Origin of the sequence: Nannocystis pusilla (assembly GCF_020073745.1) — a bacterium.
Lineage (GTDB): Bacteria > Myxococcota_A > Polyangia > Nannocystales > Nannocystaceae > Nannocystis > Nannocystis radixulma.
In genome coordinates this window covers 38354-61849 of sequence record NZ_JAIRAU010000044.1, presented here as the reverse complement: position 1 = coordinate 61849, position 23496 = coordinate 38354, and the positions used below count along the sequence as shown (strand labels likewise).

General features: G+C 70.7%; 20 protein-coding genes. 9 read left to right on the top strand and 11 right to left on the bottom strand.

Annotation, left to right across the window (positions count from 1 at the left end; all coding sequences use genetic code 11):
- Positions 1 to 151: 151 nt before the first annotated feature.
- Positions 152 to 823, bottom strand: a complete 672-nt coding sequence (locus K7C98_RS31640; protein WP_224195544.1) for a hypothetical protein — start codon at positions 821 to 823, stop codon at positions 152 to 154.
- A 207-nt stretch (positions 824 to 1030) separates the two neighbouring features.
- Positions 1031 to 2770 carry a DUF389 domain-containing protein gene (locus tag K7C98_RS31635; RefSeq protein WP_224195543.1) on the bottom strand — a complete coding sequence of 580 codons (1740 nt, stop codon included), beginning with the start codon at positions 2768 to 2770 and terminating at the stop codon, positions 1031 to 1033.
- 362 nt (positions 2771 to 3132) lie between these two features.
- Between K7C98_RS31635 and K7C98_RS31630 the strand changes: the two genes are divergently transcribed.
- Positions 3133 to 3471, top strand: coding sequence for a hypothetical protein (locus K7C98_RS31630; RefSeq protein WP_224195542.1), 339 nt, complete (start codon positions 3133 to 3135; stop codon positions 3469 to 3471).
- 19 nt (positions 3472 to 3490) lie between these two features.
- Here the strand turns inward: K7C98_RS31630 and K7C98_RS31625 are convergent, their stop codons facing one another.
- Positions 3491 to 4087, bottom strand: a complete 597-nt coding sequence (locus K7C98_RS31625) for a hypothetical protein (RefSeq protein WP_224195541.1) — start codon at positions 4085 to 4087, stop codon at positions 3491 to 3493.
- A gap of 260 nt (positions 4088 to 4347) precedes the next feature.
- On the opposite strand from K7C98_RS31625, the gene K7C98_RS31620 reads away from it, so the two are divergent.
- From K7C98_RS31620 to K7C98_RS31610, 3 genes are all read left to right on the top strand, one after another.
- Positions 4348 to 6207, top strand: a complete 1860-nt coding sequence (locus K7C98_RS31620; RefSeq protein ID WP_224195540.1) for an FG-GAP-like repeat-containing protein — start codon at positions 4348 to 4350, stop codon at positions 6205 to 6207.
- Between the two features lie 144 nt (positions 6208 to 6351).
- The gene (locus tag K7C98_RS31615) at positions 6352 to 6843 is read left to right on the top strand and encodes a hypothetical protein (protein WP_224195539.1); all 492 of its coding nucleotides are present in this window, start codon (positions 6352 to 6354) and stop codon (positions 6841 to 6843) included.
- 385 nt (positions 6844 to 7228) lie between these two features.
- A complete protein-coding gene (locus tag K7C98_RS31610; RefSeq protein ID WP_224195538.1) occupies positions 7229 to 7465 on the top strand; it encodes a hypothetical protein in 237 nt (78 codons plus the stop codon).
- 42 nt (positions 7466 to 7507) lie between these two features.
- Here K7C98_RS31610 and K7C98_RS31605 read toward each other — a convergent pair whose 3' ends face one another.
- Positions 7508 to 8350: a 5'-nucleotidase, lipoprotein e(P4) family gene (locus K7C98_RS31605; RefSeq protein ID WP_224195537.1), complete on the bottom strand. Its 843-nt coding sequence runs from the start codon at positions 8348 to 8350 to the stop codon at positions 7508 to 7510.
- Positions 8351 to 8574: 224 nt separating this feature from the next.
- Between K7C98_RS31605 and K7C98_RS31600 the strand changes: the two genes are divergently transcribed.
- Complete coding sequence (locus K7C98_RS31600; RefSeq protein ID WP_224195536.1) at positions 8575 to 8742, top strand: hypothetical protein; 168 nt, start codon at positions 8575 to 8577, stop codon at positions 8740 to 8742.
- A gap of 151 nt (positions 8743 to 8893) precedes the next feature.
- Positions 8894 to 10507, top strand: coding sequence for a porin (locus K7C98_RS31595; RefSeq protein ID WP_224195535.1), 1614 nt, complete (start codon positions 8894 to 8896; stop codon positions 10505 to 10507).
- 284 nt (positions 10508 to 10791) lie between these two features.
- Here the strand turns inward: K7C98_RS31595 and K7C98_RS31590 are convergent, their stop codons facing one another.
- The 4 genes from K7C98_RS31590 to K7C98_RS31575 form a co-directional block, all read right to left on the bottom strand.
- Positions 10792 to 12321, bottom strand: coding sequence for a Fic family protein (locus tag K7C98_RS31590; protein WP_224195534.1), 1530 nt, complete (start codon positions 12319 to 12321; stop codon positions 10792 to 10794).
- A gap of 119 nt (positions 12322 to 12440) precedes the next feature.
- Positions 12441 to 13022: an HdeD family acid-resistance protein gene (locus tag K7C98_RS31585; RefSeq protein ID WP_224195533.1), complete on the bottom strand. Its 582-nt coding sequence runs from the start codon at positions 13020 to 13022 to the stop codon at positions 12441 to 12443.
- 133 nt (positions 13023 to 13155) lie between these two features.
- Entirely contained in the window at positions 13156 to 13599 is a 444-nt protein-coding gene (locus K7C98_RS31580; protein WP_224195532.1) for an IgGFc-binding protein, read from the bottom strand.
- A 168-nt stretch (positions 13600 to 13767) separates the two neighbouring features.
- The gene (locus K7C98_RS31575; RefSeq protein WP_224195531.1) at positions 13768 to 14418 is read right to left on the bottom strand and encodes a 3-oxoacid CoA-transferase subunit B; all 651 of its coding nucleotides are present in this window, start codon (positions 14416 to 14418) and stop codon (positions 13768 to 13770) included.
- A gap of 153 nt (positions 14419 to 14571) precedes the next feature.
- Here K7C98_RS31575 and K7C98_RS31570 point away from each other — a divergent pair, with 153 nt between their 5' ends.
- Positions 14572 to 15846 (top strand): hypothetical protein, encoded by a 1275-nt coding sequence (locus tag K7C98_RS31570; protein ID WP_224195530.1) that lies wholly within the window; start codon positions 14572 to 14574, stop codon positions 15844 to 15846.
- Positions 15847 to 16066: 220 nt separating this feature from the next.
- The gene (locus K7C98_RS31565; RefSeq protein ID WP_224195529.1) at positions 16067 to 17140 is read left to right on the top strand and encodes a serine/threonine-protein kinase; all 1074 of its coding nucleotides are present in this window, start codon (positions 16067 to 16069) and stop codon (positions 17138 to 17140) included.
- 132 nt (positions 17141 to 17272) lie between these two features.
- On the opposite strand, the gene K7C98_RS31560 is transcribed toward K7C98_RS31565, so the two are convergent.
- Positions 17273 to 18355 carry a CehA/McbA family metallohydrolase gene (locus tag K7C98_RS31560; protein WP_224195528.1) on the bottom strand — a complete coding sequence of 361 codons (1083 nt, stop codon included), beginning with the start codon at positions 18353 to 18355 and terminating at the stop codon, positions 17273 to 17275.
- A 165-nt stretch (positions 18356 to 18520) separates the two neighbouring features.
- On the opposite strand from K7C98_RS31560, the gene K7C98_RS31555 reads away from it, so the two are divergent.
- Complete coding sequence (locus K7C98_RS31555; protein ID WP_224195527.1) at positions 18521 to 20227, top strand: hypothetical protein; 1707 nt, start codon at positions 18521 to 18523, stop codon at positions 20225 to 20227.
- 7 nt (positions 20228 to 20234) lie between these two features.
- Here the strand turns inward: K7C98_RS31555 and K7C98_RS31550 are convergent, their stop codons facing one another.
- Together K7C98_RS31550 and K7C98_RS31545 are read right to left on the bottom strand one after the other, a co-directional pair.
- Positions 20235 to 21011: an alpha/beta fold hydrolase gene (locus tag K7C98_RS31550; protein ID WP_224195526.1), complete on the bottom strand. Its 777-nt coding sequence runs from the start codon at positions 21009 to 21011 to the stop codon at positions 20235 to 20237.
- Between the two features lie 735 nt (positions 21012 to 21746).
- Positions 21747 to 23192: an IS1380 family transposase gene (locus tag K7C98_RS31545; protein WP_431312826.1), complete on the bottom strand. Its 1446-nt coding sequence runs from the start codon at positions 23190 to 23192 to the stop codon at positions 21747 to 21749.
- Positions 23193 to 23496 lie beyond the last annotated feature (304 nt).

The window sequence follows — 23496 nt, the reverse complement described above, 5'->3', positions numbered from 1 at the left end:
GGACTCTTTGCGGCCTGCAGCCAGTGCGTCATCAGCGTCGCGACGAGGGCGCCGAAGCCCGTGCGATCGTGGGACGCGTGGGTCACGGCGAACCGTCACCGCCGACCGTCGCCCGCTCGATTCGGCGAACCGCAGCGCCTGGATCAGCAGCTCATTTCGGCCCGGCGCCCGCACGCGCCGTCATGCCCACGAACCCCGTCAAGCTGTCCTCCGGGCCGTTGGCGATGAACTTCATCGCCTTGGCCAGGAGGTAGAGTTCGGCGGGCTCGGAGAGGATCGTGCATGCGAACGCGAACGGGACGACGCCGGCCTGGTCCTGCCGGCGCCACCGCCCTCCACCGGCCTCTCGCAGCGTCTCACCGGCGAATGCACCGAGGCCGAACACGGCCCTCCAATACGTGGCCTCGTCGCCGCCGCGGGCGTGGGCCAGCTCCCGCTCGAGCTGCGCCAGGCCGTCCCGCGAGAATTCCAGCGCGCGTTCGGCCGCGACCGTTCGCGCGAGCCGCGAGAGGAATTCGTCGGCGAGGTCCTCGGGCGCGCGCCACGGCTCGTCGTAAGAGACGACTCTGGACGCATGAATCAGGTGCCCGCCCCCCGAAGCGATCGCTTCACGCACCGGGTCCGGCGGCATCTCGGCGAACACGTACTGGACCCGGGGGCGACTCTCCGGCCGCGCCATCCGCAATGGATTCAGCACACGAACCAATGCGAACAGCGTCGAATACGCGACATCCTCCTCGATCTCGGAGGCCGGGCGTTCGTCCTTTTGTACGAACCACGTCCCGCCGTCGTTCGCCCGAAAACTTCCATCCGCCGATTTCAAGGCTGCGTACATATCGCTCCCGGCCGAGGTCTGCCCGTCCGGACCAACCTACCTCGCCGACGAGCTCCCGGTCCATGCGCTCTCGGCCGAGAGAGCTTCCCCGGCGAGCGGGCCGGCGCCGGGCGGCGCCACACCTGCCACCGACTCGACCCGCCGGCGCGCCGCGACCTCGTGGTAGCGGGTCACCGCCGCGTCGCGCCGCGCAACTCAGTCGCTCGCGACGTGCGCCTGGGCGGCCGGCAGAACACCATCCGCCGTGCCGGCGGCCCCTGCATCACCGGTCCCATCGCCGGGGGCATCGCGCGGCTGCGGACAGGGGCCGACGACCAGCTCGATGGCCCACGCCGCCCCTTCGCGCACCTCGACGCCGGGGCCGGCGAACGCCTCCAGCAGCAATTCGGCGGTTCGGGCGGGCTCGGCCTCGGCGGCGCGCGACGGCTCGTCTTCACCCGGAGCTCCATCGGCCGTCGTCGGCCGCTCGACGCACGCGCGCGTCTCGCTCGCATCGCGCCCGAGCGCGAGCCCGCGGGCCAGCGCACCGAGGAATTCGCGGGGCGGGAGCGCCTCGGCGCTCCACCTGCCCGTGAGGACAGGTTCGGTCCGGACCGCCATCGACTCACCGAGCGCGAGACCCACGAAGTCGGCCAGCAGCGCCTCGGCAGCAGCGCCGAGCGGCGGGCCCTGGTGGCGGACACGGAGGATCGGCCTGTCCGCCGCGAACTCCACCTGCCAGCCCTGCAGCACGCCGGCGCTCTCGGGCCAGTGAGCCGCGAGCGCCTCGTCGATCGGCTTGCGGAGCAGCGACGGCCGCGGCTGCGGCGCAGGCGGGGGCGTCGTCGCCGGCGGTGCGGCGATCGACGCGGCGATCTTCTGCAGCGAGCGCTCGTCGGCCACCGCGGTGACGTCGACGTCGGGCTCGCTCCCCGCGACCGCGGCGATGCGCGCCCGCAGCAGCGCCTCGACCGCGTGCGCCTCCTCGGGCGAGCCGATGAGCGCCAGGTTCACGCGCACGCCGTTGGCCTCGACGGCGAGCGCGGTGCGAAACGAGCGGTCGTCCGGGGCGACCTCGGCGAGGATGCGCGTGACGGCGTCACGCACGCGGATCTTCCACGCCACCTCGCCGAGCGCCGCGCGCAGCGGGACGTACACGCTGGCGAGCAGCAGCGCGGGCAGCACGAGGCGCCACATCACGCCGTAGCGCGCGCCGAAGACACGCTGCAGCCGCGCGCCGACGCCGGACGCGCCATCCTCTGCGAGCACCACGTGGTTGAAGCCGAGCCCGATGAACAGCAGCGCCGAGCAGAAGATGATCGCGCAGAAGTTGGCGGTGAACAGCAGCAGCGCGCCGCCGGCGATGTTCCACTGGCTCACGCCGAGCCCGTAGCCGGCGACGCACAGCGGAGGCACCAGCGAGATGCCGATCGCCGTCCCCGCCGCGGCGCTGGTGGTGTCCGCGCTCTGTCGGGCCGTCGTGAAGCCCGCCGCCAGCGCACAGAACGCCGCCACCGCGAGGTCCAGCACGGTGGGCGAGGTGCGGGCCGCGATCTCCGCCGTCGTCTCGTGGAACGGCAAGCCGACCGTCAGCCCTGCCGCCAGAAGAACGACCCACACGATGCTCGCGGCCACGCGGAACATCGAGCGCAGGGTCAGCAGCGGCGAGCCGGCCGCCAGGCCCATGCCCAGGCCGACGATCGGCGACATCAGCGGCGAGATCAGCATGGCGCCGATGACCACGCCGGTGCTGCTGAGCACCAGCCCGAGCGTGGCGATGCCGGTCGCCAGCACCAGCTGCAACCAGTAGCTCACCGCGTCCGAGCGGTGGCGTGAGTACATCTCGCGCACGATCGCCGCGCGCTGCCTCGTCGGCACGCCGAGCCAGCGCGCCAGCGCGTCTTGAAACGGATGCTCGCGGCCGACCTCCGGCCTCGCTCTCGGTTCGTCGCTCATCGGCCCGATCGTAGTCTCGCGGGCTTCGTCGACGCGATCGCCATGGCGCCCGTGCCTCGTGAGCGCAGCCCGCGACGGCGGGGCCGCCGCCGCTCATGTCGCCGATGAAAGGTGCTCGCCGCTCGCGTCGCCGTCGCCCAGCGGGCTCGAGCGTGATGATTCGACATCTCATACGCGAACGAGGCTGCGTGCATTTTTCTGTCAGGAACCGGGGACGCTCACGATATCCTGACCGCGCAAAGGGTGCCGCGGCGTACGGTTCGTCGCGGCAGGATTCGGCTCACGCCGGCGAAACGGGGTGAGCGCTGAGATGGTCGGGCCGCCATTTCGCAGGCCGCTTCGTGCGGCTGCGGAGGCGAACCGTGCAACAACAGAATACCCCCGACCACGCGCCTGCTCCGGCGGGCTGCGCGCTCCGACTGTTTTGGATGCTCGTCGGCAACGCGATCGTGTACGCCTCGCTGGCGACGATCGCCCTCGGCGGCGCCGACTTTCCCTCGCGGCTCGACTACGTCGTCTGGCTCACGGTCGTGCTGACGATCGCCGCGCGGCGCGTCGACATCACCCGCTGGGCCGGCAAGACCGCCAGCGGCGAGCCGGCCACGCTGGCGCACTGGCGGCGCTACGCGGTCACCGTGATCGTGGTGACCGCGATCGCCTCCGTGCTCGCCCACGCGATCGGCGGCCCACCGAGCGCGTGAGCTCGAGGGTTACGCGGGCTCAGTCCTTGCGCACCGCGTGGAACTTCCCGTCGGCCAGCGTCGGCCCCTCCTTCCCGGCCTCCGGCGTCCAGGCGAAGCTGCCGTCGACCGCCGCGTCGGAGACGGCGCCGACGACCACCTGCGCGCCCGCCAGGCTCACGTGTCGAGCTCCGCGGATGCTGTCGGCCACGACCTCGTTCTTCGCGTCCCCGTCCTGCGCCGCCCCGGCGGCGGCCGTGTCGACCCCCACCGTCGCGAAGTGCGAGCTGCCGGTCGTCGTGTACGTCCCGGCGCCCTTGTAGTCCTCGACGACGAGCGTGAGCTGATCGCCGCTCACCGACCCGTCGCTCGTCACCATACGGCTGCACGACACCGCCAACTTCTCGCCGCCGTCGACGGCCTTGATCCGCGCCGAGCAGCGGTCGGCCGTCCACGGCTTGCCGTCCATCGTCACCGTCGCGTCTCCCCTGTCCTTCGCCGTCCGCGACGGCTCGTCGGACCGCGCCGCGGCCGGTGTCGACTTCGCCTCGGCCGCGGCGGGCTGCGCCTCCGCGCCCGCGCCCGGGGCCGCGCCGTCGCAAGCCGCGACGATCGCCGCGACGATCAGACCACTCACCCTCGAATGAACCCGTTGCATACCGCTCCGTAGCACCGCTCTCACGGGGCCGTCCACGGGCGATGTCGCATCGGCGTCGCGCCGTCCGACAACCCCGGATTCTTGCATGTCTCAACTCTCGTCCTCGACGATTGTGCAGACCCCCGCGCTCACCTCCGGCCTGCGATTTTTTTTCTCGCCCGTCGGGAAGATCGCGACGACCCGGCGTTGTCGCGGCAGAGCGCGACGCGACCGCCGGCGCGCGAGCGAGACCGACCATCATGCCACCCCGGATCCTCATTACTATCACCCTCGCCTCCCTGCTCCCCGCCATCAGCGCCTGCGACGGCGTCACCGCCGGGGCAACGGACACCGACGACATCTTCGCCAAGGCCGAATCCGGCGACGACACCGACACCGGCGAAGCCTTCGAGCTCGACGCGCTCGACGGTCTCGCGGCCGCCGTCGAGCCCTCGGCCATCGTCGGGGGTCAACCGGCCGGCGCCGGCGAATTTCCGTTCATGGCCACGGTCATCGTCAACTCGCCCTACTACAAGATCTGCGGCGGCACCCTGGTCACGCCGACGCGCGTGCTGACCTCCGCCGCCTGTCTCACCGGCAACGGGGCGATCGTGCAGCCCGGCGCGGTGAGCATCGGCATCGGCGACACCAGCCTGGGCCAGGGCGCGGGCCAGGAGACCCGCGGCGCCGCCCAGATCATCGTGCACCCCGATTACAACCCTGCGCTGCCGGTCCACCACAACCCCCACGCCCTCGCGGTCGTGGTGCTGTCGTCGCCCTCGAGCTTCGAGCCGGTCGAGATCGCCAGCCCCTTCGGCCCGAGCGACCGCGCGAAGTGGCTGCCGGGCGCGCTCGCCACGGCGCTCGGCTGGGGCGACCTCGTCCCGGGCGGCTCCCTCTCGGGCAGCCTGCAGAAGATCCAGCTCCCCGTGCTGGCCGACAGCGATCCCGACCAGCAGTGGCTCGACGGCGACTTCGACCCGGCGCTCCAGCTCATGGCCGGCGAGGCCCCGGCCGGCGCCTGCGACGGCGACGAGGGCGGCCCGCTGCTCGTGCAGACGGCCAACGGGTGGAAGCAGATCGGGGTGCACCTCTACACGAGCGGCTGCGACTGGGGCTACCAGTACTACGACCCGATCAGCCCCTCGCTGTTCAGCCGCATCGGCGCGCCGACGCTGCACCGCTGGCTCAAGACCGTCTTGCACGAGACGCCGGCGGTCGGTGACGTCAACGGCGACGGCCGGGACGACATCGTCACCTTCACCCACGGCGACTCGTCCAGCGGGCCGCTCGACGTCTACGTCGCGCTGTCCAACGGCACCACCTTCGGCACCGCGCAGAAGTGGCAGGACTGGTGGGCCCATCGCGGTCACACGCCGATGCTCGGCGACTTCGACGGCGACGGTCGGGCCGACATCTGGGCCTTCACCGACAAGCAGGTGTGGGTCAGCCGCTCGCGCGGCTACGACTTCAACGGCGGCGTCCACACCACGCCGGTCGGCACCACCACCGCGGTCAGCATCGGCGCCGTGGGTGACGTCAACGGCGACGGCCGCGCCGACGCCGTCGTGTTCGCCAACGACGGCAGCGCCGACGTCCACGTCATGCTCGCCACCGTCTCCGGCTTCGGCCCCAAGACCAAATGGCACGAGGAGTTCGCCTACACCGGCGAGTCGCCGATGCTCGCCGACCTCAACGGCGACGGCCGGGCCGACCTCGTCAACTTCACGCAGGACATGAACGGCAGGCAGGTGCGCGTGGCCCTCTCGACCGGCACCGGCTTCGGCGTGCGCACGACCTGGAACACCAACTTCGCCGCTGTCGGCGAGGTGCCCGCGGTCGGCGACTTCAACGGCGACGGCAAGGACGACGTGCTCCGCTTCGTCGGCAACGGCTGGGTCTACGTCGGCCAGTCGACCGGCTCCGGCCTGGCCCAGACGCTGCGTGACCTCGACTTCGGCGACCGCAGCGACGCCCTGCTGGTCGGCGACGTCGACGGCGACGGCAAGGACGACCTCCTCCGCTTCACCCAGGACCAGGCCGCCGACGTGTACGTCGCCCGGTCGACGGGCACCGTGTTCGACCCGGCCTACCTCGCGCACGGCTACTTCTCGCCGTAGCGCGCGGCCGCTCGCGCGCGCGGCCTCGTGCCGCGCCGCGTTCGGCTGTCGCCGGCGAAAGCGACGCTCGAACGCGACGCCGCTACCCTCTCCTCGATCGACCTCGGACCGACGCGCGCTCCGGCGCGCAGAAAGACGCTCCTCATGCAAATCGCCGTGATTCTCGCCGCGCTGTGGCTCGCCCCGATCTCGCCCGGACCGGCCAACTCGAAGTCGTGCTGGCGGACCGGGAGCCCCGGCTCGCTCGAGGTCCCCGAAGTCGTGGCGATGGAGCGCTTCAGCGACTGGAAGGCGGGCCCGCGGTGGCCCGAGGTGGCCGACGGCGCCGTCGTCGTCACCCCGCACGCCGACGATCCCGCCCGGTTCATGGCCTTCCTCGTCGACGTGGACCAGCGGAAGATCGCCGCCGTGCGCGAGGGCGAGACGGCGAAGCACCTCGCGCTCGTCGGACCCCCGGCGAGCGGCCGCCTCCCGGTCGACGTGTCCGACGAGATCTCCGGCGCCGTGATCATCATTCGTCCGCCGAAGCCGCCGGGCCCGCGCGGCCTGCCCAAGGATCTGGTCGCGCGCATCATCGAGGTCGGCGACGCGGCCGCCCGCGCGAATCGGTGGATCGCCCGCGACGGCCGCGATTGATCGCACGGCGACTGCCACCATTCGCCGCGGCCTCGATGTCGAGCGCGGCGAGCGATCGAACCTGACCCCAAGGACATCTCAAAAGCGCAGCGCGAGCGCCGTCGGTCCTGCCGCCCACTCGGCTGGCAGGCCTCCGGCGTCTGCCGGCGCGCTCACCGGGGCCCTGCCGCGGGCGATCGAGCGGCCGGGAGCGCGCTCCCCGGAGCGTCGGCGCGGACGCCCCGCGGATCGGAGGCCTCAGGCGGCGCCGCCGCAAGCCGGAAGGGGCACGGGAGGCAACAGCGTTCGCGGGGGCAAACCTCGGCGAGCCGACAGGGCGCTTGTCGGCGGGTGAAGCTCACCCACGTTTCCGGGTGCTCGCGTGCGGGCGCCCGGAGTCACGACCATGTCCACCAGCGAAATCGCCGACAACAAGTGGGAGCTCGAAGCATCCAGGCCCCCGATCGCCACCGCCGGCGGAATCCTCCAGATCGCCGTCGTCGGCCTGTTCGCCTGTCTGTTCGTGTGGATGATGTCGTTCTCCCTCGAGGGTATCTTCGGCGCCAGGCGCGAGACCCTCGCCGACCAGTACGGTCGCCTCACCGTCGACGGCAAGCCTGCCCCTGCGCCCGCTCCCAGGTGAGCCCGCACGTCGACGGGTGATCGTATCGCAGCGGCCGCTCGCTCACTGCGCCGGGTCGAGCGCCTGCAGGCGCGCCTCTTCCTGCTCGGCCGGCGTCTTCTTGTGGTCGTAGCCGAACAGCGCCTCGTCCCACGAGCCGTACATCGGGTTCGGGATCACGAACCACCGCGTGCCCCACCACGACGCGTGCTCCTCGACCATCGCCGCGCGCTCGGCCAGCGTCGGCCGCTCCTTCTCGACGAAGTCGAACAGGTTGTCGCCGAACATGAAGATCACCCGGTGCGTCTTCGCCACCTCGGCGCGGCGCGGGCTCTTGTCCTTCCAGCCGCGCGCCGCGTCGCGGAAGTAGAACGTGTCGAGGTCGTCGGTGTCCGGGAATTGCAGCCGCGCCAGGTTGTCGCGGGTCGCCTCGGCCTGGCTCACGTCGCGGTTCGACACGTAGAACACGCGCACGCCCTTCGCCGCCGCCGCGCCGAGCAGCGCCACCGCCCCGGGGATCGCCGCGCCCTTGCGCTCCTCGATCCACGCGTTCCAGGTGTCGGGCGAGAACCGGCCCCCCGACTCGAGCAGGCGCGCCTGATAGGCGCTGTTGTCGAGCACCGTCTCGTCGATGTCGACGATGATCGCCGGCGGCAGCGCCGAGAATTCGCCGGTCTGCTCCACGGCCGCCGTCCATGACGGATCGGCGAGCGCGGCCTCGAGCACCCGGCCCGCCGCCGCGTACGCCTGCATCGCCGCCGCCTCGTACTCGGCGCTCGTCTGCACCCACGCGACCGCGGACAGCGTGTCGCGGCCCGCCCCGCCGGCCTCGGCGGACGCGTGCTTGCACGCCAGCGGAGCGACGGAGACGACGAGCGCGAGGGTGAAGCGGCCGGGGAGCGACATGCGGCGGGAAGGGTAACGGCAGATCGCGCCCGACGTCTCGCCGCCGCCCGCCCCTCGAACCACCGCGGAGCTCCTCGCCCTGACCACGCAGATGCACGTCGAACTCGCCGGGCCGTCCACGCGCGACCGGCATGTGCCAGTCGACGGCGCATGTCGATTCTCACCGAGCCCACATAGGCCGGACAAGTAGCAAACCTGCTGCGCGCGAGGCGATCGTCGCATCGATGAAGTGCTCTGCGACGGTCGCGTGCCGCGAGCTCGCCGGACAGCTGTCCTGGCCGACGTCGAGGAGAGATCCGTTCCCGTCGCGGATCGAGCCCGACGACGGGATCGGCGCCGCTGCCCTGCCTGCCTGCGACACCGGAGGCGCACCTGTCGACGCCGACAGGTGATGTCCTTGCCCCCCTGCATCGAGGGGCAGAGGCAATCGCCACGGCCCTCTAAAGACTCCTTCAGGCTCCGGCGACCCGAACCTTTCTCACGCGAAAGGTGAACAAGATAGCCGGTGAGGGGAGCTATTCTGCCGGCCTCGAGGATTTGCCCTTGAACCTCTCGCTCGCGGCTCTTACAGCGTTCCTCGTGCTCGGGGGATCCGGCCTCCCCGACATCGGCGCCTGGCAGCCTGTGCCGTCGCCGCCCGCGTCCGAGGCCTCGGTCTCGTCGCCCTCGCCCGCCGCCACGCCCGACGCGCCCGCGTCCTCGCCGTCCACGCAGACCTTCCCGACCACGGCGATCCCCGCGCCGTACCCGGTCCCTGCTGCGGGCGCCGCCACGCCGTCGCCAGCGAACGACGCCCCGAGGGCGCCACCCACGACCGAAGAACTGCAGCACGAGCTCGAGGCCCTGCGCAACGAGCTCGCCGAGATCAAGCGCGCCATTCGCCCCAAGAAAGCGCCGGGGCCCGGTGAGACCGTGCCCCCGGACCCGGTCGCGCCGGGGCCCGTGTCCCAGGCCCCGGCGGCGGTCCCCCCCGCACCCCCGAGCGCTGTCGTCGAGGGCGCCCCCTCCTCCTGGGCTGCGCCCCTTTCGGCGCGGGGGCCCTTCACGTGCCTGTCGCGTCGGTGCAAGGAGAAGCGCAAGGCTCTGATCGTACCTGCGATCAGCACCAGGGTCGGCCGAGGCGTCCTCTCCCTGAACCTGTACGGCGACTTCGGCTACGCCTTCGGGCCGCAAGGAAAGCATCGGTACTACGATTACATCAGCAAGCAAGAGGTCGAGGACTACGGCCGCAGGGATTACACGAGCTACCCGCTGTACGCCAATCAGTTCGCGCTGGCGTACGGGTTCGTGCAAGCCCAGTACGAGATCCCCAACAAGATCCGGTTCCGCTTCGCCATGCATGCCGGTCACATCGTCGAGTCGCTGTACAACGAAGAGCCGAAGTCGTTGCAGCTGATCCGCGAGGCGGCGATCTACTACTTCTTCCACCCGAAGCTGGCGGTCGAGGCCGGCATCTTCCCGTCCTACTACGGCGCCGAGATCGTCCTGAACAAGGAGAACCTCCACGCCACGCGCGCGTACATCGCCGACTTCACCCCGGACTACGAGGCTGGGGCCCGGCTCCATTATCACTTTCGCAAGGACATGACCCTGAGGTTCATGGTCCTGAACGGCTGGCAGGAGATCCGCGACGCGAACGGCAAGAAGGGGTACGGCTTCGTCTGGAGCATCTTCAGGCCGTTCAAGATCGTCGGCGACTGGACGATGTACTGGGGCAACGAGGCCCGGCAGGGCGAGCCGCCGGTCTTCAGGCACTACCAGAACCTGTATTACCGGATCTGGCTCGGGAAGCGCTGGCTGATCTTCCCGATGTTCGACTTCGTCATGCAGAAGAACAACGAGCGGGACAGGTACGACATCGTCGTCGCGCCGGCCTTCTCCGCGCGCCTGGCGATCACGGAGAAGGTCGGCATCGCCGCGCGGTACGAGTACCTGTACAACAAGGCCGACATCGTCCCCGAGCTGAAGACGGGCACCAAGAACGGCTGGCAGAGCCACAGCGGGGCGTTGACCCTCGAGTATCTGCCCCTGCCGCAGCTCACCTTCCGCGTGGAGGGGCGCTACGGGAGCAACAAGGACGCTGTCTTCAGGAACAGAGCCAACCAACTCGTCCGCGACGACTGGTACGTCTACCTCGGCGGCGCGTTCCACTTCTGAACGCCGGCGTCTTCAGTGCGCCGCGACGCCGGCGCGTCCTCGCCACGCCCCTCGCGCTTACCCGCCTGCCCGGGTTTGGCTTCAAGCCGGGCACCTGCAACAAGGAAGACCGCCCCCACACCGACACGATGGAACTGTTCGGCTACGAGTCCGGTGCCTCCGCCTCGGCCGGCCTCACCGGCCGGCCTGGTAGGCCCGCAGAAATTTGAGAGTTAGGCCGGTGCCAAGCGCCCGGAATGCCAAAATCTGGGAGTTAAGCCCCGCCGATTGCCAATTTTTGGGACTTAGCGCCCTTCACGCAACCCTTCCGCGCTATCCGCGCCCCCTGGAGTCTGAAGACGCACCCCGAGCGCGTCGGCCTCGTCGCGCTCGAGGAACGCGTGACAGCGAGCGAGCACCTGCCGCGTCGCCTCGAAGTCCCCCCACGGCACCGCGGCGACCCATCGTTGCGCGTGGCCAAGCGCCCGCACGAGGGGGACGGGGTGCGGATGATTGACGTTGGACAGCGCCTTCAAGGCGCTGATGTAGTCGTCGCGAAACACCGTGGGTATGAGGATCCTGCTCTCATTCGCCGCCACGAGCTCCGCATTCATCATGATCCTTGCGACCCGACCGTTCCCGTCGGCAAACGGATGGACCTCGGCGATCAAGTACATCATGTACACCGCTCTGGCGAACGCCGTGTCGAGCCCTCGGTACAGGTCGTACCCCTGAGTCAAGGTCCCTTCCACCAGCTCAGGCTGGACGAACACGGTCATACCGGCCTGATTGGAGCGGGCTTTGAACTGACCGGGTCCCTTGTCCGACCGCGACTGCATGACGATCGCATGACGCCGCTTGAGCGACGCGATCAGCTCCGCCGGTGAGGCAGGTGTCCGGGCCATCTCGACAGGATCGGACACGAGTCGCCAGGTGCCCAGGACGTCGTGCGCATCCTCGGGCCGACGCGGAGGGATGACGCCGCGAAACACGATGTCGGCGGCCTCGTCGACCTCGAACTTGGTCCCCTCGATGTAGTTGGAGAAGTAAGCCTCGAAGAATGCCAGCGTGGCCCGACTCTCGGCGTCCAGCACGGCCGCGGGCTGCCCATGCGTCGCGCCGCGGAGCTCTCGAAACAACAGCTCGAATGTCTGCATGCGAGTCGGATCGAACGGCAAGCCCGCCTGCCGAGCCCGACCTTGCGCCGTCGTCAACGGCTCGTCTCGGGTCCCCAGCAAGGACCCCACGATCCCGTCGAGAGCGCGGAATTCGGCTTCCCGCCCGATGAGCGGCGCGATCCGCCGCGCCTCATCCCGGAGCTTGTTCAAGCCCTCCTCGCCGTAATGCCGCACCTTCTCTTCGAGCCGTGTCTCCAGCTCTTCTCGGCTGAGCGTCCGGCTGACCTCGCTCTTACGCCGCCGCGACGGGGCCATATTGTCGAGGAAGGCGCGCGCTTCGGAGCTGAGGAACAGCCCGTCGATGAACGGCCGGTCAGACTCCAGCGCTGGCGGACCTTTCCGGGGGTGGACGATCAATCCGGGCAGATGGATGTCTCGCTTGCGATCGGCGACGACGAACACCGATCCATCCGGGGCAGGCGCCGCTTCCAGCGCCGTTCGATCGGCGACGAGCGCCCCGGGCAGCAAACGCGAGATCAACTGCCAGCGATGCCGGCCGACGATCTTCGCCGGCGGGTCCATCAGGTTCTTCGTGTAAACCTTGGGACCCAGCTGCCGCAGGAGCCCTCGCCGCATGCCCCGCGATACCGCTTCCGAGAGCTCGGTCGAGGACACGAAGACTTCGGGCAAGGCCTCGAGCGGATTTTTGGGGTTCAAGATCGCCTCTCGAGCCCCTTCTAGCAAAAAAATGGGAGTTAAGACCCAATTTTTGCCAATTTTTGGGACTTAAGGACGGCGCATCTGACGCGAGCGGGCGTGATCGCGCCTCCGCGGCTTCAGTGCGCCGGCGCCACTTCGCCGCCGCGCCAGGTCCCGCCGGTGCGGCCGATTCGCCGGACCCTGAACGACAGGAAGATCAGCGAGAAGCCGACGAACAGCGCCCACACGCCGATGTAGATCATCATCGCCAGCGCCCCGGCGCCCGGCGCCATCAACATCAGCACGCCGAACAGCACCCCGGCGAGGCCGCTGAGGCCCAGCCACCATTCGCCCTCGATCTCCCGGCGCAGGCGGACGGCCATCACCACGCGCAGCACCCCGGTGATGACGGCGAACGCGGCGATGTACATCAGCAGGACCAGCGTCGTGATGCCCGGCACACGCAGTGCGAGCAGGCCGAAGACGATCCCGCACAGGCCCTCGATCAGCATCAGCCACCAGTGCTCGTGCTCCTTGCGGCCGGCGAACGCGCCGGCGATGAGGAACGCCCCGTCGATGAGCACGAACACCCCGAACCACAGCACCAGCGCGGTCAAGGTGACGCCCGGGGCGGCCAGCGCCAGACAGCCGAACACGAGCGCGACGATCCCGCGCAGAAGCAGCGACCACCAGGCCATCGAGAGCGATTCACAGAGCATGACGATTCTTGTCCTTCGGCCGACAACGTGACGCAAACCCGACCCTCGTCCAGCGGGCCCAGCGACGATTGGCGCCGGCGACCGCCGCGCCGGGCCAATCAGCGGACCCGGCCGTCGTCCTCTCGCGGTCCGCTCATTGGGGATTGATCACCTTGAGCCGCGTCCCGCCGGGGTACGCGTACGACGTCGCCTCGTCGTAGCCGACGTTGACGAGCCCGAACGGCTGGGCGCTCTCGGCCAGGTGCGGCCCCTCGGCGATCTGCCAGTCGGCGACCTCGTAGTGCTGGCTCTCGAGGTACTGCACCGGCAAGAACGGCCTGTTCCCGGTGAAGATCACGCTGGTCCCGTTCGCCACCACCAGCTCCTTCCATTGCCCGCGGTCGAGCGCGAACGGCGTGCCGGGCAGCGCCGGCGTGGTCGTCACCGTCGTATCGTCCTCGGCCGCGTACACCCGCCAGTAGTGCTTCTCGCCGGCGCGCAGCGGCGCGTGGGCCCCGACGTAGGTGACGCCCCAGTACTCGGGGACATCCCCGTCACGATCTGGCCATTCGACCAGGTGCGCCCGCTCACACCCCACGCAGGACCACTGCCCCGGTCTCGACCGTGCTGCCGATGCCTTCGGCGCCGGCGCGCCCGCGAACTCGCTCGTCACACCTCCTGTCCCATCGGTCAGGTCGACCAACCGCGTGACGACCCCGGCGTCGATCTCGCGCCGAGCTCGCCGAGCTCGATGTAGCCTCAAAGGTCAGGCGGACGCGCGCTCGCCCTCGACCTGAAGCGGCGCCGCGGTGGCGGCGACGATCGCCGCGACGGACACGCCCGGGGCGCACTCGACCAGGCGGAAGCCGCCGTCCTCGACCGCGATCACCCCGAGGTCGGTGATCACGAGGTCGACGCAGCGCATCGCCGTCAGCGGCAGCGAGCAGCGGCGGACCAGCTTCGCCCCGCCGTCGCGGTCGGTGTGGGTCATCACCGCGATCACCTTGCGCGCCCCCGTGGCGAGGTCCATCGCCCCGCCGATCCCGGCGACCTTCTGGCCCGGAACCATCCAGTTGGCGAGGTCGCCGTTCTCGGCCACCTGCATCGCCCCGAGCACCGCGACGTCGACGTGGCCGCCGCGGATCATCGCGAAGCTGAGCGCCGAGTCGAACGTCGAGCCGCCGGGCACGATCGTCACCGTCTGCTTGCCGGCGTTGATCACCTGCGCGTCGACCTCGTCGTCGTACGGGAACGGGCCCATCCCGAGCAGCCCGTTCTCCGAGTGCAGCAAGATCCCCGAGTCGGGCGGCAAGTAGTTGGGGATCAGCGTCGGGATCCCGATCCCCAGGTTGACCACGCTGCCCGGGCTCAGCTCCCGGGCTGCACGCGCGGCCATGTCTTCGCGGCTCCACGGCATGGCGGCTCGGATTTTGGCCGGCGAGCGCGGGCGAAGCAATGCGCGCGGGCGCCTGCGCAGCGCGCTTCCGCACACGCGGGCCTGGAGCGACGCTCGGCGCCGCGGCCCGACCGCGTTGCTCCCGTCGCCGAATTGCGGGCACCCTTCGCGGGCATGCGCGCCGCAATTCTCGCGCTCGCGGCTCTCCTCGCCTGTGCGCGTGTAGGCGGCGCTCGCGGCGACGACGACGACGAGCGCGAGGTCCGCGTCGCCGGCGAGCCGATGACCGACGAGCAGCAGGCGCGCCTCCTCGACCACGCCCGCGCCGGCGGCCTGCTCTGGTGGCGCCTCCCCGGGGCCGAGGGTCCGCGCTGCGAGGCCTGGCGGCTGGTCCCCGACCCCGCGGACCGCGAGCGCGGCCGCCTGCTGTTCGTCGCCGACCCGACCCCCGCCGATCTCTCTTCAGGTCCCGAAGGACATGTCCCCGAGGACACCACCGAGGACCGCCCCGAACCTGCCCCTTCGGCCAGCTCATCCAGCCCCTCGACCGCTCTCCTCGCCTCATCGCCGCCCCTCCCCGTCATTAAAAACTTCGCGGCCTGGCCGCTGTTCCCCGCCCCCGATCCACCTGCCCCTTCAGACAGCCCCGACCTCGTCCCCGCTCTCGGCTCGCCGACCTTGCAGCTCGCGTATCGCCTCGCCGAGGGTCACCTGACCCTCACCGCCCCCGAGCTCGAGCGGCCGGTGGACGCCCCGCCCGGCGAGCAGAAGGCCCTCGGCCACGCGCTCACCTGCGTCTTCACCGGCGTCTCGCTGACCGGTCCGGCCGGCACGCCCGGGCGCCTGATCCTCGCCGCGCGCGAGCGCTTCTTCTTCGCCGAGGCCGCCTGCGAGGAGGCCGGCTTCGCCGACGATCCGCCAGGTCCTGACGAGCTGCGGGCTGTCGGCTGCGCCGGCGCCCTCGCCGATCCGGCCACCCGCGCCCGCCTCGAGCGGCCGCCGGCGAAGGACGCTCCGAACGCCGCGCCCCGGCTGCATCGCGCCCGCGCCCTGCATCACCTCCGCCGCGGCAGCGACGGCGTCCTCGTGTGTGACGCGTGGCGCAACCGGCCCGAGCCCGCCGCCGGTCACGGTCGCCTCGAGCACCGCGGTCGCGACGAGCGCGGCCGCTTCGTCCGCAGCTACGCCTACGACGTCGGCCCCGGCTATCTCACCTTGCAGGGCCCCGCCGAGTATCGCCGCGTCCGCGTCGACGGGCGGCCGACCGACGTCGTGCGGGCGAGCAGCTGTCTCGTCACGCGCGACGTGCTCGCCGTCGGCCCGACGGCCATCGATCTCGGCGGCGGGGAACGCTGGTACCTGTCCCGAAGGGCATGTGACGAGGCGCGCATCGCCGGCGCAGCGGCGCCCGTCGCAGCCGCCCCGCTGTTGGTCTCGGCGTGCGAATGAGCGCCGCTGTCGACGGCGCCGCCAGCGCGAGGGGGACCCGGACACGCGTTCGGAGAGGCGGTCCGACTTGATCTTTTTTTGGTGCGCCAGATCGCGGAGCGCCGCCGGGCCTGCTGCGCGGCGCCCGTACCGCGACGGCGAGCGTCGCTGCTCGACGGTCCGCGTCGCGCCTGCCCCGAGGGACATCTGCTCCATGGGCACCTGCGCTATCGATGTCGGCATGGACGCCTCCCTTCCGGAAGACCTCGAGGACCTGTGCACCACCCGGCGCACCTTGAGCACCGCGGAGCGCGAGCTGTTCGGCACCCTGTCCGACTCGCTCGGCCGCTACTCGCTGCTCGGCAGGCTGGGCAGCGGCAGCATGGGCGTGGTCTACCGGGCCTACGATCCGCGGCTGCAGCGTCCGGTCGCCGTCAAGGTCCTCTACCCGACCGGCAAGCCGACCGCGCATCAGGTCTCGACCGGCGACGCTCGCCTGCTGCGCGAGGCCCAGGCGATCGCTCGCCTCTCGCACCCCAACATCGTCGCCGTGCACGACGTCGGCGTCGCCGGCGATCGCGTCTTCCTGACCATGGAGTTCGTCGAGGGTCCGACCTTGCGTCAGTACTGCGACGCCGCCCCGCGCGGCTGGCGAGAGGTGCTCCCGCTGCTGATCCAGGCCGGGCGGGGCCTCGCGGCCGCGCACCGCGGCGGCGTCATCCACCGCGACATCAAGCCCGACAACATCCTCGTCGGCGACGACGGCCGCGTCCGCGTCGTCGACTTCAGCGTCGCGCGGCCGCAGGGCAGCAGCGGCGAGACCCTCCTCGGCAAGTTTCACCTCACCGACACCGAGACCAACGTCCTCGTCGGCACGCCCGCGTACATGGCCCCCGAGCAGCTGCGAGCCTCGCCGGCCTGCCCGCGCTCCGACCAGTTCGCCTTCTGCGTCACCGCCTACGAGTGCCTGTTCGGCGAGCGCCCGTTCGCCGGCCCGACCCTGCGCACCCTGATCGACAACGTCCTCGCCGGCCCGCCGACCCAGCCGCCCCCGTTCTCGCAGCAGATCCCCCGCGCCCTCTACCAGTGCATCGCCCGCGGCCTCGCCCTCGACGCCGACGATCGCTGGCCCGACATGGACACCCTCCTCGCCCACCTCGAGGCCATCCTCGTCCGCGGCCAGCGGCGCTCCTCGCTGGTCCTCGCCGCCTCCCTCGGCGCCGCCGCGGCGCTCACCCTCGGCGCCGCCGCGGCCCACTACACCGGCAGCAGCTGCTCGCACCCCGAGCTCGCCGCCCACATCGGCGCCCGCTGATCGCCGCCGTCCGGCCCTCGCAGGTGCGCCACAATCTGCCCTAAGAGACAGCCGAGCGTCACTCGTGGCACGTCACTACCGACATGTCCTTCGGGGCATTCGATGTCGACGCAGCTCCCCCGGTCGCGCCCGTCACTCGCGCCAGACCGGCTGCGTCCACGCCGTCTTGCCGGCCCCGTCGCGCACCCGCGCCCGCAGGTACGGCCCCGTCGTCTCCGCCAGCGTCATCCTCGCGCGCGTGCCCTCGACCGCGCGCAGCAGCTCGCCGCCCGCCCCGACGAACTCGACCGTGACCGGCTGCGCCGCCTCGATCTCGAGCGCCGCGCCGTCGCGGCGCACCGCCGTCAGCATCGGCCCGTTCGACGCGTAGAACTCGCCGGCCAGCAGCGCCGCGCGGATCGCCGCCGGCTCGCGGCGCGCGTGCACCACCACGAACCCGCGGTCGCCCGTGTACGCCGTCTCGGACCGGCGCGCCAGCAGCGGCGCATCGTAGTAGTGGTGCGCGTCGTCGGTCGCGGCCGCGAACAGCCGCGCCCCGGCGCCTAGCGCCGCGTCCCACAGCGCCTCCGTCGACGGGTGCCTCGCGTCGCCGGCGTTGTTCGAGTCGATCGCCTCGTTCGCCAGCTCGAACAGCCGCAGCCCCGAATGCGCCAGCGCCGTCAGCAGCCCCGCGTCCGCCGCGTAGTGGAAGTTCGGGTGGTTCAGCATCGCCACCCCGCCGAGCGCCTCGTTCACCCGCAGCGCCCGCGTGAACAGCTCCTCCCGCGCCGACGATCGCGCCGTCGGGAATTGCTCGATCCGCCCCGCGCGCTCCTCCGCCACGATCAACGCGTTCACGTGCAGCAGGCACTGCAGCCCCGGCTCCGGCGGCGGCTCGCACCCCTCGACGTTCTGCGTCAGCTCGACCCCCGGCAGCGCCAGCATGCGTCCGCCGGGCGGCGGCGCCGTCACGAAGTTGTGGTCGGTCACCACCACGAAGTCGAACCCGTGCTCCTCGTACCAGCGCAACGCCTCGACCGGCGGCGTCTCGCTGTCGCCGGAGTTCGCGGTGTGCATGTGGAGCTGCCCCTTCAACCATGGCTTTTCAGCCATGTCCCCGGGGTCATCTCCGCGGGCGGCCGCGACCGGTCGGGCCGGCGCCTCCGCGCGGCTGCAGGCCAGGGCCCACGCCGCGAGGGCGCCGGCCAGCGCGCGCGTGCGGCCTGCTCCCGGCATCCCGGCGATCCTGCCACGTCGCCGCCCGCAGCGGGGGCAAAAGCCGCCAAACCTGCGAGCCGCTCGCGCTCCCCTCGATCTCGCTGCCGGCCAGCCGCCCGCGAACTGCGGAGCCGGTCACCGGCCGCATTGTCAGCGGCCGGCCCGGCGCCCTACTCTGACGAGATGCATCGCCCCCACAGCTTGAGACCAGCCTCGCTCGGCCTGCTCGGCGCCGGCATCACGCTCGCCTGCGCCCTCCCGCCCGCGTCCGAGACCGCGACCGACAGCGACACCTCGACCACGACCACGGAAGCCACCACCGACGTCCCGACCGGCACCACCGCGCCGACCACCACCGTCGAGCCGCCCACCTCGTCCACGAGCACCACCACCGAGGGCACCGCCACCGAGCCGATCACCAGCACCACCGCCGAGACCACCACCACCACCGGATGCGCCGCCGTGTGCGGCGACGGCACGGTCGAGTGCGACGAGGAGTGCGACGACGGGCCCGCCAACAGCGACGTCGTGCAGGGCGCCTGTCGCACCGACTGCGCCGCCGCGGGCTGCGGCGACAGCGTCGTCGACTACCTCGCCGGCGAGCAGTGCGACGACGGCAACGAGGGCGACGGCGACGGCTGCAGCGCAGCCTGTGCCCTCGAGGCCCCGGCGAACTGCGGCGACGGCAACCTCGACCTCGACCAGGGCGAGGCCTGCGACGACGGCAACCTCGACCCCGGCGACGGCTGCAGCGCGGCCTGCCAGCTCGAGCTGCTCGGTGCCACCTGCGGCGACGGGGCCGTCGACGCGGGCGAGCTGTGCGACGACAGCAACCTCGACAACGGCGACGAGTGCAACCCGACCTGCAACCTCGGCAACGCCACCTCGCTGTTCGTCGGCAGCCCGGGGATCCTCGGCCTCGCCGACGGCGTCGGCATGACCGCGCGGATCTCCGGCACCGGCGGCCTCGCCGTCGACCTCGACTACCTCTACCTCGCCGACGCGCAGAACAACTGCATCCGCCGGATCGAGATCGCCACCGCCACCGTCGAGACGATCGCCGGCTCCGCCGTCGGCATGGGGGGCTACGTCGACGACCCCGACGGCCTCAACGCCCGCTTCGCCGGCCTCGACGCCATCGCCACCGACGGCAAGACCCTGTGGGTCAGCGACGGCATGAACCGCCGCCTGCGCGCCGTCAGTTTGACCCCGCCGTTCGCCGTCACCACCGTCGCCGGCAGCGGCGCCAGCGGCGTCGACGACGGCATCGGCGACGCCGCCAGCTTCGACGACAACCGCGGCCTCACCTACTACGCCGGCTCCGTCTACATGGTCGACGCCAGCGCCGGCGTGCTGCGCCGCTTCGACCCCGCGACCCAGGAGGTCGTCACCCTCGCCGGCAGCCCCTACATGAACGACACCGTCGACGGCGTCGGCGCCGCGGCTCGCTTCGTCAGCCCGCGCTACATGGCCTCCGACAACAGCGGCGTGCTCTACATCGCCGACACCAACGGCTTTCACATCCGCAGCTTCAGCACCGTCACCAATTACGTCGGCACCTTCGCCGGCGACGGCATGGCCGGCTACATCGACGGCATCGGCACCGCCGCCTCGGTCCACCGCCCGCGCGGTCTCGCCTCCGACGGCACCAGCCTCTACTTCGCCGAGTTCAACCAGAACACCATCCGCCAGGGCATCCTCGCCACCCAGGAGGTCTCGACCAACGCCGGCCAGCACTGCGACGGCAACATGATGTGCCCGGGGGCCTACATGGAGGGCGTCGGCCTCGCGGCCCGCTTCAACGGCCCGTTCGCCCTCGCCTTCCACCCCGCGAGCGACTCGCTGTTCGTGCTCGACAGCGCCAACCGGGTCATCCGCCGCCTGCAGTGACCGCTTGCTACTCGATCGAGTCGAGGAACTCGTCGATGAGCTGATTGAACACCGCCGGGCGCTCCCAGTAGATCGAGTGTCCGGTCTCGGGCACCTTGACGAAGCGCCCGCCGACCAGCATACGCGCCAGGTGGGCCACCGAGTCCGGCGCGCACACGAAGTCCTCCTCGGACGTCAGGCACAGCGTCGGCACCGTGAAGCCCTCGAGGTCGCGCGCCGTCACCGTCCGCATCCCCAGCAGCACGTCGCGGATCGCCCGCTTGTCCGCCGCGCCGAGGACGTCCATCCCGCGGTACAGCTCGTGCATCGCCGGCTGATCGCGGACCATCCGCTCGCCCGCCGCCGGGTGCACCCCCTTCATGAACGCCGCCGTCGCCCGCCCGCGCAGGCGGTTGATCGCCGCGTCGATCTCCGGCGTCGTCACCTGTCCCGTCGTACAGGCCATCACCAGCCCGCGCACTTTCTCCGGCCGCCGCAGCGCGTAGCCGAGGCACGTCCACCCGCCCATCGACTGCCCGACCAGCCGCACGTCGTCGACGTGCAGGTGCTGCAGCAGCGCGTCGAGGTCGTCGACGAACTTGCGCGGCCCGAGCCCGCTCGCGTCGCGCGACGGCGCGAACCCGCGGTGCGAGAACACCACGCAGCTGAACCGCTTGCGGAAGTGCGGCACCTGCTGCCACCACGACAGGAACCCGCCGCCGAGCCCGTGCGCGAACACCAGCGGCGGCCCGCTGCCGTGCACCTCATAATAAAGCTCGCCGTCGGGCAGGGTCAGCACGGCCATGCCTCCACCCTATCGCGTGACCCCGCCTCCGCGATAGCCCGCGCCCGCAGAGCCCTCCACGCGCACATCCTCGCAGCCTTCGGCACCCGAGCGGCCGCGCCGCCCGCCGGCCCGTCTCGGCGCTTCCGCCGGGACCGGCGAAGTGCCGCCGCGCCACGGCGCCTCAAGACGCCCCTACTTCGCCGCCGGTGGAAGTTCGCCACTCCGGTTGTTCGTGGTTCGAGCTCGCCACAGGCGGGCTCTCAGATAGCGCTCAAGCAGCGCGAGGAACAGAAAGAGGCCCGCACCACCGAGCAAGCCGCTCGCCCATATGGGCGTCCACTCCATGACCAGCCAGTCGAGCATCATTGACCACAAGACGGCGAAGACAGCCACCCAGGGTCCTACGATCTTCCACACCTCCGGTCGCTTCCAAAAGGCGATCGTGGGCAAACAGCCGAACCTCTGCGGGCGATCGAGGCGGGCCGGCTCCCTCACGCGCGGGCAGGGTGCTAGCCCGGATTTCTCACCACGCACAGCGGAGCCTGCTGAGCGGCCGCCGTCGACCTGGCGCGGGGCGCTCGGACGGCGGTGACATGAGCCGCAAGCGACGGACGGCGAGCGCGCGAGATCGAGCTGTATGCCGGCTTACAAGTCCGGCGGGCGCCTTCCGAGCGACATGTCCATGAGGACAGACGACCTCCTGCGCAGAGAGGCGCATCCATCACGCGGGATGTTGTCGAGGCCGTCAGCGTTTCATGAGTGAGCTCGGCGGAGGTTGTCGAGGGCTCGCCACCAGACATGCTGGAAGGGAAAGACCGAGCTGAGGGAAACGCAGATGCGGCGGACCGAGGTCGTGACGATCGCACCGATCTTGAGCAGCCGCGTGCGGATCGTGGAGACCTGGGCGTGCGCGAGTTCGGTGCTGGCGAGGGCGATTCGGCGGAGCTCGTTCAGGATCATGTACGCGACCGAGGAGAGCCAGAGGCGCAGTTGATTGGCCCGCAGCGTGTGCGCGCTGGTGCGGTCGGCGAAGAGGCCGAGTTGCTGCTCCTTGATCCGGTTCTCCATGTCGCCGCGGGCGCAGTACAGGTCCTCGTAGAGGCCGCGGGCGTCGTACTCGTCGCAGGACAGGTTGGTGGCGACGAAGCGCGGGTTCTCCTTGTCGGTCGTGTATTCGGCCTTGCCGATCACGCGACGTTCGCAGGACCAGGACCGGTTCGTCTCGTATCGGAAATCCTTGAAGACACGTGCGTTCTTGCCGGTGCGCTCGGCGATGGCGCGGGCCTCGTTCATGTCGTCGTCGATCTCCGCGATTAAGCGAGAGTTCTTCTGCAAGCCCAGGACGAAGAAGAGCCCGTTATCCTCGCACCAGCGCATGATGTCGTCCCGACAGAAGCCCGAGTCGCCGCGCACGATGATCCGCGCGCCTGGCCAGCGCGCGAGGATCTGCGCGACGATCCGTTCGAGTTCCTCGACCGCGTGGCTGGCCGGCTGCTCGTTGGCGGTGTTCAGCGCGGCACCGAGGAGGAAGTCGCCGCAGAAGACGTACAGCGGCAGGTAGCAGTAGCCGTCATAGAAGCCGTGAAAGAAGCGGCCCTCCTGCTGACCGTGCACCGGGTCGTCGGTCGCGTCGAGATCGAGGACGATCTCCGCCGGCGGTTCAGCGTGCGCGGCGAGGAAGGTATCGACGAAGAGGCGCTGGATGGCGTGGTCGTCGTAACTGATCTTCTTGTAACGCTCGTCTCCCGCGACGCTCGGCGTCGCCAGCTCCAGGCGGTTCAGTGTGCTCTTGCCCGCCAGCGCGTGACCCCGGTCGCGCTCCCGCTTGCGCTGCTCGCCAGTCGGATCGGCCTTGCCGACCGCCAGCGCGAGCAAGGCGTCGTCGCGGAGTGTGTCGTGGTCGTTCAGATCCTCGTAGCCGCACAGCAGACCCAGCACGCGCTGCGCAAGCAGCTCCTCGACGGTGTGCTCGATGCGGCTCGGATCGCGGTGGTCCCGGAAGCAGGACGCAAACCTTCGAAACACACCTGAACTCTTGGTCAGCTCGCGCAGCAGCAGCAGACCGCCGTCCGAGCTGACCCGTCCCGCGTCGAACGCCGCCTCGACACGGCGTCGACCGGCAGGTTGAAAATCGAACTCGGCGCGGATACACCTTGTCGCGTTCCGGCCGTACCACTTGGTGAGAGCATCTCGTTTCACACCCGCTCTAACTCGGGAAGTACGGCCGGAATTCCTATCCGTGGTGAGAAATCCGGGCTAGCGTCGTCATGGTCGGCTATCCGATCGGGCAGTCGGGTCTGCACTCCTTATTGCAATCGATGCCATTGATGGCATCCAGCGCCGTACCGCCTCCCACGTAGCAGACGGCGCAAGCGCCAAAACCCCCACCACAACATGCCGCCTGGGCGATCCACACCACCGCCTTCAAGCCCCACTTGGTCACCCCACATGCCGGATTCTTCGCCAGTGGATCGGGTGGGAGCGTGCTCAGTTGCCCAGCAAT

What these genes read in the sequence shown, in the direction of transcription:
- K7C98_RS31635 (WP_224195543.1), bottom strand. Translation starts at nt 2,770, where the DNA reads ATGAGCGACGAACCGAGAGCGAGGCCGGAGGTCGGCCGCGAGCATCCG.
- K7C98_RS31620 (WP_224195540.1), top strand. Translation starts at nt 4,348, where the DNA reads ATGCCACCCCGGATCCTCATTACTATCACCCTCGCCTCCCTGCTCCCC.
- K7C98_RS31615 (WP_224195539.1), top strand. Translation starts at nt 6,352, where the DNA reads ATGCAAATCGCCGTGATTCTCGCCGCGCTGTGGCTCGCCCCGATCTCG.
- K7C98_RS31610 (WP_224195538.1), top strand. Translation starts at nt 7,229, where the DNA reads ATGTCCACCAGCGAAATCGCCGACAACAAGTGGGAGCTCGAAGCATCC.
- K7C98_RS31605 (WP_224195537.1), bottom strand. Translation starts at nt 8,350, where the DNA reads ATGTCGCTCCCCGGCCGCTTCACCCTCGCGCTCGTCGTCTCCGTCGCT.
- K7C98_RS31600 (WP_224195536.1), top strand. Translation starts at nt 8,575, where the DNA reads ATGAAGTGCTCTGCGACGGTCGCGTGCCGCGAGCTCGCCGGACAGCTG.
- K7C98_RS31585 (WP_224195533.1), bottom strand. Translation starts at nt 13,022, where the DNA reads ATGCTCTGTGAATCGCTCTCGATGGCCTGGTGGTCGCTGCTTCTGCGC.
- K7C98_RS31575 (WP_224195531.1), bottom strand. Translation starts at nt 14,418, where the DNA reads ATGCCGTGGAGCCGCGAAGACATGGCCGCGCGTGCAGCCCGGGAGCTG.
- K7C98_RS31570 (WP_224195530.1), top strand. Translation starts at nt 14,572, where the DNA reads ATGCGCGCCGCAATTCTCGCGCTCGCGGCTCTCCTCGCCTGTGCGCGT.
- K7C98_RS31565 (WP_224195529.1), top strand. Translation starts at nt 16,067, where the DNA reads ATGGACGCCTCCCTTCCGGAAGACCTCGAGGACCTGTGCACCACCCGG.
- K7C98_RS31560 (WP_224195528.1), bottom strand. Translation starts at nt 18,355, where the DNA reads ATGCCGGGAGCAGGCCGCACGCGCGCGCTGGCCGGCGCCCTCGCGGCG.
- K7C98_RS31555 (WP_224195527.1), top strand. Translation starts at nt 18,521, where the DNA reads ATGCATCGCCCCCACAGCTTGAGACCAGCCTCGCTCGGCCTGCTCGGC.
- K7C98_RS31550 (WP_224195526.1), bottom strand. Translation starts at nt 21,011, where the DNA reads ATGGCCGTGCTGACCCTGCCCGACGGCGAGCTTTATTATGAGGTGCAC.